Raw genomic sequence first — 14,450 nt, 5'->3', positions numbered from 1 at the left:
TATTTAACCAATTTATTACTATATTTGAAAACAGGATTCAAGTATAAAACCCGAATCCTGAAGTTTTCTATTTACACAAAATGGTGGACAGTGCCGTCTTTTATTTCCATCTATTATCTCCACCCACGAAGATTACTTCTTCCAAAAGAAAAAGAATGGAGACAGAATCAACCTTTTGAGTCGATTCCAATGAAAAGATTCTGATTTATATCAAATTTAAGTTATATTTAATGACTCGTTTCATCAACTTCCTTCACTTTCTTACCGCCAATAATATTCAGAATAATATTCATCGCTCCCTTTCCCACAAAAGAAGTACCTACCACGACAACTTTAGGCAAAGATTTCAGTGCCTCCTTCACGGCTGCACGCTTCGCTTTTCTTTTGGCCTTGATCCCATTTAATGAATTCATTCCATCTACCAGATAGTTACGTGTCACATAACCGATACGCAAAGTCATCAGTGAATTCACTATTCCGTCACATATCGAACCTATGACTACACCCGGAATTTTCACACCGGACAAAATACTCAAAAAGCCGGTACCTCCCGAAACGGTATCACCAATATCATCCGGATCGACATCGGCTCCATCAACAGCAGCATCGGACAAGTCTATATCGGATGCAGCATCCGAGGATGGGTCCGCCAACGATTCGAAGGGAGCAACCGAACCCATATCTTTAAAGACTTCGGATGCAACAAAAGTCATCAGAGAAGTAACCAATATATTAACGTACTGCCGGAACAGTTGCTGCCGGGTGGGACGAAAACCGGAGGCAATGATCACATCCTCTATCATCTTATAATTCATATAAAGCACTGAGACAGTATCAAGTTTCCCGTTCTGCGAGATGGCGGTAATCATAAAAACAGATTTTGCCCATTCTATAATACGACGGTTGATCCCAATGATACGGACTGAATGCATATCTTCTACATGTGGTCCTGAAGCTTCCCGCAATTCTCCACCCTCAATACGCAATTTCAACTCATCACTCAATATCTGTACCAATTCTTCTTTATCCGTAGCATAACGTTCCAAGTCTTCACGTATCTTCTGCTGATGCAGCTTTCTCAACTCGGGACACGTTTTATCTTTAGGTATATAATTGCAATTATCCGCCAGCTTATGCCCGAACGCTATAAGTCGTGCCGTATCCCACTCTCCGTCAATAGACAAAGCCGGAATCTGCGGAGCACGATGCACCCGGATCACCGGACGTATAACGACAGCATAAAATACAATCAGAATCAATACATAAAAAGCATACTCTGCCCATGCTACATGAGATAAGGAAGCGATTTTCTCACCTATTATAATGATATTACCCAACAATAATATCACAAAAGAGCCTAAAAACAGGAGGGTGATAATTAATAAATTTCGTTTCATAGACCTATTCTTATCTTATTGAATCTTTAAAACTCTGAACTTGTGTGTTTATCGACCGAAGCAATGCATCTTTCCTGTCAAATTCTTCTTTATCAGGAACTAATTCTCCCAGATACGCCTCTTTTTGCCGTTCCAGAAAATCAATGATACGCTGCTTACGTACAGGTACATACTGATCATAAAGATCATTGGCTGCTTTGCATATACTCTTCCCGACAGTCAACTGAAGATACCCCTTGATTGTTCTTCCCGTATGCGTATGATCGATTCCGGTGATGCACTCCATCGCTTTCTTCAGAAAATGTTGAATTTCCGCTATCGAATACGTTCCGAAAGGATTGGGGATTCCGATATGTGGAACCGTCGGATGATTGATATTCTTTACATCAAAAGCTCCCTGTAAATCAAAATCGACCATCGGGAAATCTGCTACTTGCGACACTGAATCAAAAGTCATACAACCTTTTTGTTTCAAGAAAGCATTCATCTTCTCTATAAAAGACACATCATCTTTCAAATTAGACAATTTCCGCAGATACTGCCGGACCAGGCTATGTTCATGAGAATCAAGAAACTTGCTTTTTATTGCCGCTGACGAATCAGTCATAAACTTTGTGACAAGGGCGCGGGTCGCCTCCTTTCCCTTTGCTCCACCTGCATAGGCGGAATTGCATGCGGAGTCATAATACTCCTTCACGATTTCCACAAACTCTTTCAAATCATCATCCATATACACTTGCACCATTTTCCTAAAATCACCCCCATCATAACCAAGCTCATTTGCCTGATGAAGTAATTCGTCAAACGAAGCTGCCGCAGCCCGGTATTCTTCATCGATTGCTTCCTGTTTGTCTATCAGGTCACTGACTGAGTTATCCAGTTTTTCCAATTGGTTCAGTGTTCTTCCTATTACACTTCGCAGACGTATGTCAGTACTATTAGAGATTACCTTGCCATACAAGTCCTTCTCAAATTCCTGAAACTTCGCAGCTTCTTCCTGAAGGTTTTCCACCCCTTCATAACTGGCAGCATCCGCCACTTTGCCCAAGTTCAAGCTGTATATACTCCCCTTTAACTGGAAATTCCGTCTCCCCATTTCATTCTCTGCAAATTCTACCTGCGCTTTAATGACTGCCTGCTTCTCTTCTTCCGAATGCCAGTAGGCCGCTTCAAATACGTTATGCAAAAGGCAAACCGGAACTTTCGGATTATTCTCCTGCAACAACTTCAGAAAACGATTGGAAACCTTCGATATAGCAGAATTTGAACTTTGCACAAATATTACGAAATCTGCCCTTTGAGAAATCGTTTCATAAATGGGATTATCCAGATTTGCATATCCACCGTCCAGTCCGGGCATATCCACCAAAAATATATTATCTTTCAGAAGCTCCCCGCCGGACGTTGTTATAGATGTCACCAACGTATGATCCGCATTAATTACGCTTTCTTCCAAAGCCAGTGAAACACAGGCATCCAAATTAATATCATTCAGTTCTTTCTTCTCGATGCCTATCTCGGGAATGTTTTCCAGTTTCTCAAATCCGCGCAGACTATCAATGACCGAGTCAAACTGTTCCACCTTTTTGACTTTATCGGCGGTAGAGAAGATGGAAGTAATGGATTCTTCCTGTCCTTTTGATATGATAGAAGGACGCACCGTACACTCCAGAAAATGAGTGGGGCTGACATGAGCGTGTGCTATCAGATTGACTAAAGTAGATTTTCCCGATTTCACAGGTCCAACCACCAATATAAGAAAAGAGCCTCCGTCAAATTCAGAAGCACGATTTGTCAGTTTCTGAATAGACTTATAAACAATCTCCAGGTCCTTTATCCTCCCCGCTATCTCCAGTGTTGACATCAATTCCTGAGATTTATTCTTCAGTATATTCAAGAATACCCTGAGCTCCGGCAGAGACATTGTTTCTACTTTTTCTTCTATAAATTTGTATTTACTCATAAACAAGAATTTCAATGATAGCGCAACCGCTGTTCCATGCATTATTATAATATTGAGATAAAGTTAACAGTTTGCCGGGAAATAAAAAATGTATAGCCCACAAAAAAGTAAATTACTGGCGGTAAAGTTCTATTATTTGATGAGAACGGACTCTTAAACCGCTAAAAATCATGAAGTAACTAAGCGTCTCACTTCTTTGTATCCAACATGTTGCCACATATTATAAATGTTAAAACAGAAAGAGTCATGCAGTCTTTCGGGTTTCTATCCATCATATTAAAATAATACATGCACATGGATATAAAAGAACTTGTAGATTTATGTAAAGAAGGCGATGAGCTGGCTTTGGGCCTGCTTTATAAAACTTATTCGGGCAAGATGATGAAAATATGCCTTCATTATGTGCCAGACAAACAAATCGCACAAGATCTCCTACACGACGGATTCATTGTCATTTTCACTTCGATTGATTCACTGCGTACCCCTGAGAAACTAGAAAGTTGGATGGGGGCAATCATGAAGAATATATCACTAAGATATCTTAACCAAAATAGCGCAAACACTTCTATTTCCCTATCAGACATTGCGGAAGAAGAGGAACCTGTCGATAATCCTCCATTATCTGATTCCATTCCTTATGATAAGATAGCAGAAATGGTCGAGAAGTTACCGGAAGGATATAGCAAAGTATTCAAACTGGCAATATTGGAAGGTTTGTCTCACAAGGAAATAGGAAAACTGCTGAATATAGCTCCGCATTCCTCCTCTTCCCAATTATTCAGGGCAAAAGGATTACTTAAAAAGATGATTTCTGATTACAAACAGATTCTCATATTAGTGATTTTGTTCCTTTTCCCAATGATACATGACTATTTGGACTGGAAAAGAAGAGATACTAAAACTAATCATTGGGCGAAAAATGTTATCCGGAAATCGAAAATAGAGAAGAAGCCGGAAAATGAAAATACAATTTCTTCCAGATATATCCCCCATTACAAAGAAGAGGAGCGTTATAATATCACTTTAACAAATCTTCCCCGATTGGCATCAGACACAGCCGCAACAATATCATCTGCCATCTCTGAAAGAAAAGACCCGGCAGATAAACTGCCTGCCGTAAAACCGTCTTTTATATGGGAGCCTACAGACCAAACGATTGCCTTCTCATATTCAAGCCGAAAATTTGCCTCACCCCCAAAGAAGAAAGCAGGAAAATGGAAAATAATGTTGGCAGGGTCAGTTGGGCCTCAGCTGGCACAAAACCTATATAAGTTGATAGCAACACCACACTCTGACGGTTTGGAAAGTGGGCTCCCCCAACAAGTCAATACCTGGGAAGAATATTATGACTATTTAAACACCCGCCATCAAGAAGGGACTTTAGGTGATTCGCTGACGCTAATGACAATTGCCAAGAACAATAGTGGAAGGATTATAGAACATCAGCATCATGATACCCCTATCACTTTCGGGCTCTCATTCAACAAAAAACTCAGCCACCACTGGAGCATAGAAACCGGACTGCAATATACCTATCTAAAATCAGAGTTCACCACAGGAAAAGAATACCGCATTCAGGAAACACAGAAGCTCCATTATATCGGTATCCCTTTCCGTATTTCTTACCGACTTGGAAATTACAAACGGCTCTCATTCTACTCGACAGCCGGTTTCCAAATGGAGATCCCGTTAAAAAGTACACTGCATACTTCCCATGTAACAGACAGTGTACCCATTAATTTAGGTTATCAGACATTAGAGGCGCCTTTACAATGGTCAGTCAATGCAAGCGCAGGTGTACAATATCAGTTTACACCCCATACCAGCATCTACATAGAACCAACTATCAATTATTATATTCCCGATGGAAGTTCATTGCGTACCATCCGAAAAGAACATCCGGTTACGTTCACCGTTCCTGTAGGTATTCGTTTTTCCTGGTAAAAAGTCATTCTGTCATGCAGTCTTCTGGCCGATCGTGAATCATAACTATAGAAACCCTAGAAACAATTGACAAATCAAATGCAGGAACGACATACAAACCGCGAACGTTATTTTGAGGAACAAGCTCACACTACGAGAAATTATTATATACCTTATATAAAAAAGAATATCGGCAACCTGCCAAACAAGGTATTGGAAGTAGGATGTGGCGAAGGAGGAAATCTGCTTCCTTTCGCTGAACTAGGTTGTGACACCATTGGAATCGATATTGCCGTCTCGCGAATTGAACAGGCAAAAAACTTCTTCATTACCAAAAAGCAAAAAGGAACTTTTATTGCTTCTGATATCTTCTTATTAAATGATTTACAGAAACATTTCCCGCTTATCCTCATACATGATGTAATAGAACACATCGACAACAAAGAGTTATTTCTGCACAGCTTAAAGAATTATCTATCTCCCAACGGTGTTATCTTCATCGCTTTTCCTGCCTGGCAAATGCCATTTGGCGGTCATCAGCAGATTGCACGAAGTAAAGTTATCTCTCATATGCCATTTATCCATCTGTTACCTCGCATTTTATATCAAGGAATTTTGAGAATCTTCAGTGAACAAGAAAGCACGATCCAAGAATTGCTAACCATCAAACAGACCAGATGTACAATAGAAATGCTGCGAAAAACAGTAAAACAGACTGGCTATCAAATCGTCAATGAACAGTTATACTTCATCAACCCGCACTACAAAATTAAATCTGGACTAGCCCCACGCAAACTAAACAGAATGATCGCACATATTCCTTTCATAAGAAATGTATTCAGTACCAGTTGTTTCTATTTGATAAAACCAACATAGCATGGTTCAACTATAAAACATTGCCTTTTCCAAGATGCTACAAAGCCCCTGAAGGTCATATTTTGTTCTTTATTGAACAGTATTTTTCCTGAAATATGGAGGGCGTACGTTAAATTTGCATCTGAAATAAAAAACATGTTAACATTATAACTCTAAAAAGTATGCACTTATCTAGTACACTACCCAGTAATAATCGTATCGAAATAGCAGATGTATTACGTGGTTTTGCCGTAATGGGGATTACTCTTATCCATTTTATCGAACGGTTCAGTCTTAATAGCTTTCCGGAAGAAACCTGCAACTTTCTGATATTTACAGACAGAGTAATCTGGGACAGTGTGTTTTTTACCTTCTCCGGTAAAGCCTACTGCATTTTCGCATTGCTTTTTGGATTTAGCTTTTTTATTCAAGACAACTCACAAAAACAAAAAGGAAAAGATTTTCGTGGTCGATTTGCCTGGCGGTTAGTATTACTTCTTTTTATAGCCTGCATCAATTCTGCCCTATTTCCCGGTGAAATATTGATACTCTATGCATTGTTGGGCTATGTATTGATCGCAGTCTGTCGGCTTTCTACCCGCACAGTCACGATCATAGCAGTTATTCTTCTCCTGCAGCCTATTGAGTTGGGACAAATAATTTATGCACTCATCAACCCCGACTATATTATCAATGCTGATCTTGATGCTCCATACTGGGAGTTAGTCAATGCTGCTCAAAAAGAAGGTTCTTTCCTCGAAATGTGCAAAACTGCCATATGGACGGGTAATGTTGCCAATATGGGTTGGATGCTATTACACGGAAGAGTTACTCAAACCGCCGGTCTGTTTATGGTAGGTATGATAATTGGGCGTAGCAACGCGTTTCTCTATTCAGAAAAGAATATAAAAATCTGGATTAAAGTATTCATCATAGCCGTTACCGCTTTTTTCCCCATTTATGGTTTGATAAATATACTCCCCGACTTTATAAGTCGCGAAGCACTACTTGTACCTTCTGTCCTTCTATGCAAGTCACTGTCAAATATTGCATTTACAGGAATCATGTTTGCAGGTATCATACTGGTTTATTACCTGACAACCCTTAAGAATGTTCTTCATAAATTTGCACCTTATGGACGCATGAGCTTGACCAACTACCTGTCACAATCTTTAATCGGAGGGTTCTTGTTTTACAACTGGGGACTAGGGCTTTATCTGCATACAGGCATTACAGCGTGTATCCTTATTGGTGTAAGCGTATTCTTTTTACAATACTTTTTTTGTAACTGGTGGCTTCGTTCACATCGTCAGGGTCCATTAGAATGGTTATGGAAGAAAGCAACCTGGATAAAGGTAGGTAAGGGATAAATGATACTGAGAGATAAGAAAAGGTGCAATTCATCGTAAAAGTGAATTGCACCTTTTTAGTATTTTTGCTGCAAATAACACAGTCTATAGAAAATATCGGGAAACTTCTGATAGTGCACATTAGAAAGAAATGCCCTATAACAAAAAAGCTAAGTAATTGATTACTCAATTCTTAGCTTTTCGTGGTACCCAGACCCGGGGTCGAACCGGGATGGAAGTGAATCCACTGGTGTTTGAGACCAGCGCGTCTACCGATTCCGCCATCTGGGCATGCTTGATTTCTCAATTGCGGTGCAAAGATACGACAATATTTTGAATCCACAATAGTTTGAGTAAAAAAAGGAGCAAAAAATAATAAAACATGCCCCAAAGACTTCTGTATTTAGAGAATAAACCGTACATTAGCAAAAACATTTAAAAATAGAGTCACTATCATGACAAACATGGATAATTATTGCGTGATTATGGGTGGTGGTATCGGTAGCCGCTTCTGGCCGTTTAGCCGCAAAACATTGCCCAAACAATTTCTTGACTTCTTCGGAACCGGTCGTTCACTCCTGCAACAGACCTTCGACCGCTTTCAAAAAGTAATCCCGACCGAAAATATTCTTATTGTTACCAATGCAATGTATGCCGATCTGGTAAAGGAACAACTTCCCGAATTGGATGAGAAACAGATATTATTGGAACCGGCAAGAAGAAATACGGCTCCATGCATCGCATGGGCTGCCTATCATATCCGTGCTTTAAACCCGAATGCGAATATCGTAGTTGCCCCCTCAGATCATCTGATTTTAAAGGAAGAAGAATTTCGTGCCGCAATCATTAAAGGATTGGAATTCGTTTCTCACTCTGAGAAGTTACTGACATTGGGAATCAAACCCAACCGACCTGAAACCGGATATGGCTATATACAAATTGACGAACCAACCGGCGATGGCTTCTACAAAGTAAAGACATTCACTGAAAAACCGGAGTTGGAATTGGCAAAAGTATTCGTAGAAAGCGGTGAATTTTACTGGAATTCCGGATTATTCATGTGGAATGTCAATACTATCATAAAAGCCACAGAAATCCTTCTTCCCGAATTAGCATCCAAACTGGCACCAGGAAAAAACATCTATGCCACCGACAAAGAAAAAGCATTTATTGAAGAAAACTTCCCTGCATGTCCCAATGTTTCCATCGACTTCGGCATCATGGAAAAAGCAGACAATGTATATGTATCTTTGGGCGACTTTGGATGGTCTGATCTGGGCACATGGGGATCACTCTACGATTTGTCAGAAAGAGACCGGGAAGGCAATGTAACGTTAAAAAGCCATTCTTTGATATACAATGGAAAAGATAATATGATCGTACTCCCTAAAGGAAAACTCGCCGTGATCGATGGACTGGAAGGATATCTGATAGCTGAATCGGACAATGTCCTGCTAATTTGCCGTAAAGACGAAGAACATTCCATCCGCAAGTATGTAAATGACGCCCAGATGCAACTGGGAGACGATTTCATTTAAGAATGAAGAACTAAAAATGAAGAATGAAGAATCAGCTGCGCTATATGCTGCATAGCAATTCTTCATTCTTCATTTTTAGTTCTTCATTTAAATAATTTCTATCCCCTGCTCCTTACAAAGTTGCAGTCCAAGGTCTTTCAATCTGAATTTCTGAATTTTACCGCTACCTGTCATCGGGAATTCTTTCACAAAGAAGACATATTTCGGTATTTTATAACGGGAAATCTTATTCTTACAGAAATCACGTACATCTGACTCATGCATTTCCACTCCTTCCTGTAAGATGATAAATGCACCAACCGCTTCACCATATTTCTTAGAGGGAATACCTGCTACCTGAACATCCTTTACTCCATCAAGCTTATAAAGAAATTCTTCAATTTCACGCGGATAGATATTTTCACCACCGCGAATAATCATATCCTTGATACGCCCGGTGATCCGGTAATTTCCGTCTTCATCTTTAATACCCAAATCGCCCGAATGCAAGAAGTTATCTTTATCAATCACTTCAGCCGTAGCTTCCGGGTTTTTATAATATCCTTTCATCGTATTATATCCACGGTTGCACATTTCTCCCTGCACACCTACCGAACATTCTTCTCCAGTTTCGGGATCAATTACTCTGACTTCAGTAAATTCAAAGTCACGTCCTACCGTATTACAACGTACATCAAACGAATCATCGATGCGGGTTGCAGTCATACCGGGAGCTGTTTCTGTCAGTCCGTATACACTGGTAACCTTCATATACATCTTTTCTTCTACCTGTTTCATCAGTTCAACCGGACACAACGAACCGGCCATTATGCCAGTACGCAAACAAGACATATCGAACAGATCAAACATCGGATGGTGCAACTCGGCAATAAACATAGTAGGCACCCCGTAGAGGGCCGTACAGCGTTCTTTATGAATGGACGCCAGCACTACCAGCGGATCAAACCGCTCTACCATCACTTGCGTACAACCATGAGTCAGACAGTTCATCGTAGCCAACACCACTCCAAAACAATGGAACAGCGGCACACAACAACAAAGTTTATCATCAGCCGTAAACTTCATGTGTTCACCAGTCAGAAAACCGTTGTTGGCAATATTATAATGAGTCAGCATCACTCCCTTCGGAAAACCGGTAGTTCCTGATGTATACTGCATATTTACCACATCATGGCAATCTACCTGATTTTTGAGTTCAGTCAGACGGTCATCTTCCACATTATTCCCCAATAGCAATATCTCAGCCGTATTATACATTCCCCGATGTTTTTCCTGACCGACATATACCACGTTCTTCATATATGGGAAACGTTCACTCTTCAAATGACCGCGTTCGCAGGTTTTCAATTCAGGAAGCATCGTGTACGTCATTTGCACAAAGTCACTGTCCTTTTCGCCATTAACGATACAAAGTGTATGCATATCAGAATTCTGGCAAAGATATTCCAGTTCAGACTGCTTATAATTCGTATTTACTGTGACGTATACCGCACCAATCTTGGCACAGGCATACAGCAATGTCAGCCAATCGGGCACGTTCGCTGCCCATATGCCGACATGAGTACCACGTTCCACACCAACAGCGATCAGTCCTTTCGCCATATCATCCACACGCTGGTTCAGCTGACTCCAGGTAAAACGAAGATTACGGTCGGAATATACGATATATTCCTTATCGGGAGTCTCTTCGGCCCAATGTTCCAGCCATTGTCCAAGAGTACGTTCAAATAATTGCATGAGATTATTCTTAATATTTGATACCTGATATTTTTTTAAATCGGTGTGTAGACTACAGCCAATATTTTAGCAGCCTGTCCCTCGTAAGCATGTACATGATGGGGAACGATGGAATCATAATAGATGCTATCACCTTCTTCCAGCAAATAGGTATTTTTACCATAACTGATTTCCATAACCCCTTCCATGACCATAATAAACTCTTCTCCCTCATGAGAAGAAAGCACAAAGTCGCTGTCCTCTGTCGGCATCACATCAATGATAAATGGTTCCATGTGACGGTCCGCTTTCGATTTAGACAACGAATGATATTCCATATGCTTGCGTGAATGAATCGCATTATTGGAAAAACTGATGGCATCTTTAGCCTCTTTTTTACGGCATACCACAGGACCGATTTCATCCTGATCATCAAGAAAAGTACCCAGACGCACGCCTAACACACGCGCTATTTTAATTAGTGGTGCAAGCGAAGGTATATCGATATTATTCTCAATACGTTCGATCTGCTCGATAGCCAAACCCGAACGCTGTGCCAATTCTTCTATACTTATTGATTTATCTTCCCGGAGCGCTTTAATTTTCTCTCCAACAATCTTACTCGTATCCATATTGAAAGTTTTTTAGTTAGCAAAGGTGATAAATTAGAATAATTAGGTTGCAAAAATAGCAAAATCTTTAGATGAACACAATTATAATCCTAAAATATCTCCCATAATATATCTCTTTTCACCTACCTGCCTTGAAAATGGATTAAGTAATATATAGACTGGAGATTAACACTAATTAAACTCGGAATTTTCATATTATCATTATTTTTTCCTTTCTTGTAAAACTATAGATCATAAGTACTTATTGTTAAACCTCTAAATATATATAGCTTATGAACACACACAATCAATTCACAGTCATTATGGTCCAACTGTTCATTTTGCAACTATTCGTGACTAAACAAGTATAGTTATGTTAACATTTGACGTTCCACTACCTTCAAATTACTAATCACTCAAAACGCAATGAATCGGTGCCCCATAATCACCCTCCTTTGCCTCCTATCAAGTATAGCCGTGCAAATTCATAGCCAGCAAATTGCGGATTCGATATTCGCAACTTACTTTGCCCGTTCACAAGCCTACGCTGATGCATATCCACGCGAGAAGGCCTATCTACATTTGGACAACACCAGTTACTACATCGGAGACACAATATGGTATAAGGCATACGTAGTAACGGCCGAGCAAAACCAGCCTAGCCCAATCAGTACCCCACTTTATGTAGAACTATTAGACCAACTAGGAAATACTGCCGAACGACAAATTATACAGTTGCGGGATGGAGAAGGAGAAGGACAATTCATACTGACAAAAGCCTTATTCTCCGGTTTTTATGAGATTAGGGCTTATACGAAATGGATGTTGGCATTCAGTGAAAAGCAATATTTCTCGCGTACGATCCCTGTATATAGAAAACGGAGGAGCGAAGTAGACGAAAACCGGAGCATCATCACCTACCGAATGGACGAATCTATGAAGCAACGTCCACGTTCAAAAGAAAAAGATTTCATGATTCGATTCTTCCCGGAAGGTGGACAATTAGTAGAGGGAATACCTTCAGTCGTTGCATTCGAAGCGACAAGTAAAGAAGAAGGTACAGTAGGCATTTCAGGAACTGTTTATGGGCCGGATGATGTAGAACTTGCGCAATTTACAACCCTCCACAACGGTATGGGATGCTTTATATACACCCCTACAGACAAACAAGCCAAAGCTGTAGTGACCTATCAAGATAAAAAATACTCATTTCAGCTGCCAAAGGCATTACCCAGAGGATATGTGCTAAATGTGACATCTAAAGAAAAAGCATTAGTCATCAAAGTTCTCAGAAATTCGACAAGTCTCAAAGATACACTGGCTTTATTCATATCACATCAAGGACGTCCGCTCATGTATCAGACCATTGATTTTAAAGATCAAACAGTATATCATCTCCCGTTATCCACTCAGGGATTGCCGGGAGGAGTCATACAACTCTCTTTAATGAATAGCAATGGGGCAACGCTATGCGAGCGTTTTTGCTATGTGATGCCTTCTCCATCTTTACAGTTAACAGCCACATCCCCCAATGCATTGTACTATCCTTTTGAACCTATTGAATACCATATCTCAATGAAAGACAATACCGGTAAACCGATACAAGGACACTTTTCCGTAGCCATCCGAGACGCTTTACAATCAGATTTCCAACGATTCGATCAGACGATTTATACAGATTTGCTGCTTACATCAGATCTGAAAGGATATATCCATCAACCCGGATATTATTTCGTAGACCATTCCCCCAAGCGGAGAGTGGCACTAGACATCTTACTGATGATTCACGGATGGAGAAAATATGATATAAGCCAAGCCATCAGTAGTATTCCCCAAAAGCCTGCCTATTTGCCAGAAACAAGGTTAACCTTACACGGACAGATAACATCTTTTCTAAGAAACAAAGAACAGAAAGATATACTTGTAAGTGTTATTGCCCGACAAGACACAGTATCGGCAGCAGGCTTTACTCTCACAGACTCTTTGGGATTTTTCCATATCCCAATGGATACCTTTACTGGATCCATGAGTGCAATCTTCCAAACTCGCCGGAAAGGGAAAAAGTTGAATCGGAAAACAAACATATTACTTTTTCGTAACTTTGCACCTGATTTGCGTAAGTATAGCTACGAAGAGTTCCATCCAAAATGGGAAGACATAAGTGCTCTTAGTTGGTGGAGCCATCTCTCCGATTCTCTTTATTTAGATTCTATTATAGGACACGATGCCCACGTATTGAATCAGGTTATGGTGAAAGCCAAGCGTACAAAATACAAAAAAATTCTCGCTTTTGAACAATCTGTCAGAGTCTATTATGATATACCGAAGGAATTGGACCAGATACGTGATGGAGGAGGATTCATGGATTATTTTCCTTGGTTAATGGCGACACTGAATTCTAATATTCAAGTAAAATCCAGTTGGGATGCAGATTTTCCATTGTTGACCATGTCATATAACGGTCATCCAATGCTATGTACGGTAAATGGAGTCCTTTATCCGATATTTGATCGAGAACTTTTTATAGATAAAAGCATTGATGCAATAAAATCTGTTATGATTTGCGACGGTCCGTCAGCTACAGCCGGAATAGATGACGACAAGACTTTTTATCTAAGTGATGAAAGCCTACAACAACATTTGGAAACTTCCAGACTTTCCCCTTTTGAAGAAAAAGCCTTAAAAAGTTATCTAGATTCCCCCTTTTCCTTTGATAGAAAAAAGAATAGCTATGCAATTTGCTATATCACTACTATCGACAATTGGGACCCGGAAAAGAAGTACCAGTCACGTGGTATTCGAAACACACAAATCCAAGGTTACTCCCAACCTATCGAATTTTATTCACCCTATTATCCGGATATCAGTAAAGGACAAGGCAATGACCACCGCCGTACAATCTATTGGAACCCTAAAGTTACCACTGACAAGAATGGAAAAGCCATCATTCGCTGTAATAATGCGAACTCGTCTACATTCCTGACAATTAGTTGTGAAGCACTATACAACGGACAGCCGGCTGCAATCAATGTGCACAGCATAAAATACTAATCCACCCTTCATTGAAGACAATAAAAAAACCGTTTCTCACAATGAGA

The 14,450-nt window shown here is 40.1% G+C and carries 9 protein-coding genes and 1 tRNA gene; 5 read left to right on the top strand and 5 right to left on the bottom strand.

What is annotated here, in order from left to right; all coding sequences use genetic code 11:
* Window positions 1-227 precede the first annotated feature (227 nt).
* Together BLW31_RS18105 and BLW31_RS18100 are read right to left on the bottom strand one after the other, a co-directional pair.
* A complete protein-coding gene (locus tag BLW31_RS18105; protein ID WP_010535599.1) occupies window positions 228-1,397 on the bottom strand; it encodes a hypothetical protein in 1,170 nt (389 codons plus the stop codon).
* 10 nt (window positions 1,398-1,407) lie between these two features.
* Window positions 1,408-3,360, bottom strand: a complete 1,953-nt coding sequence (locus BLW31_RS18100) for a dynamin family protein (protein WP_029425063.1) — start codon at window positions 3,358-3,360, stop codon at window positions 1,408-1,410.
* Window positions 3,361-3,654: 294 nt separating this feature from the next.
* Between BLW31_RS18100 and BLW31_RS18095 the strand changes: the two genes are divergently transcribed.
* The 3 genes from BLW31_RS18095 (at window position 3,655) to BLW31_RS18085 (ending at window position 7,508) form a co-directional block, all read left to right on the top strand.
* A complete protein-coding gene (locus BLW31_RS18095; RefSeq protein ID WP_029425064.1) occupies window positions 3,655-5,304 on the top strand; it encodes a sigma-70 family RNA polymerase sigma factor in 1,650 nt (549 codons plus the stop codon).
* 78 nt (window positions 5,305-5,382) lie between these two features.
* Window positions 5,383-6,159, top strand: a complete 777-nt coding sequence (locus tag BLW31_RS18090; RefSeq protein WP_010535602.1) for a class I SAM-dependent methyltransferase — start codon at window positions 5,383-5,385, stop codon at window positions 6,157-6,159.
* Between the two features lie 161 nt (window positions 6,160-6,320).
* Window positions 6,321-7,508 (top strand): DUF418 domain-containing protein, encoded by a 1,188-nt coding sequence (locus tag BLW31_RS18085; protein ID WP_010535603.1) that lies wholly within the window; start codon window positions 6,321-6,323, stop codon window positions 7,506-7,508.
* A 183-nt stretch (window positions 7,509-7,691) separates the two neighbouring features.
* Here the strand turns inward: BLW31_RS18085 and BLW31_RS18080 are convergent.
* Window positions 7,692-7,778, bottom strand: a tRNA-Leu gene (locus BLW31_RS18080).
* 164 nt (window positions 7,779-7,942) lie between these two features.
* Here BLW31_RS18080 and BLW31_RS18075 point away from each other — a divergent pair.
* Window positions 7,943-9,025, top strand: coding sequence for a mannose-1-phosphate guanylyltransferase (locus BLW31_RS18075; RefSeq protein WP_010535604.1), 1,083 nt, complete (start codon window positions 7,943-7,945; stop codon window positions 9,023-9,025).
* A gap of 87 nt (window positions 9,026-9,112) precedes the next feature.
* On the opposite strand, the gene BLW31_RS18070 is transcribed toward BLW31_RS18075, so the two are convergent.
* Together BLW31_RS18070 and BLW31_RS18065 are read right to left on the bottom strand one after the other, a co-directional pair.
* Window positions 9,113-10,762, bottom strand: coding sequence for an AMP-binding protein (locus BLW31_RS18070; protein ID WP_010535605.1), 1,650 nt, complete (start codon window positions 10,760-10,762; stop codon window positions 9,113-9,115).
* Window positions 10,763-10,797: 35 nt separating this feature from the next.
* Window positions 10,798-11,373 (bottom strand): helix-turn-helix domain-containing protein, encoded by a 576-nt coding sequence (locus BLW31_RS18065; protein WP_008761981.1) that lies wholly within the window; start codon window positions 11,371-11,373, stop codon window positions 10,798-10,800.
* 405 nt (window positions 11,374-11,778) lie between these two features.
* Here BLW31_RS18065 and BLW31_RS18060 point away from each other — a divergent pair, with 405 nt between their 5' ends.
* The gene (locus tag BLW31_RS18060; RefSeq protein ID WP_029425065.1) at window positions 11,779-14,403 is read left to right on the top strand and encodes a hypothetical protein; all 2,625 of its coding nucleotides are present in this window, start codon (window positions 11,779-11,781) and stop codon (window positions 14,401-14,403) included.
* Window positions 14,404-14,450 lie beyond the last annotated feature (47 nt).

This window comes from Bacteroides faecis MAJ27 (assembly GCF_900106755.1).
In the GTDB taxonomy this organism is placed as follows: Bacteria; Bacteroidota; Bacteroidia; order Bacteroidales; family Bacteroidaceae; genus Bacteroides; species Bacteroides faecis.
The sequence above is the reverse complement of the archived record's forward strand: the minus strand, read 5'-3'. Positions and strand labels throughout refer to the sequence as shown.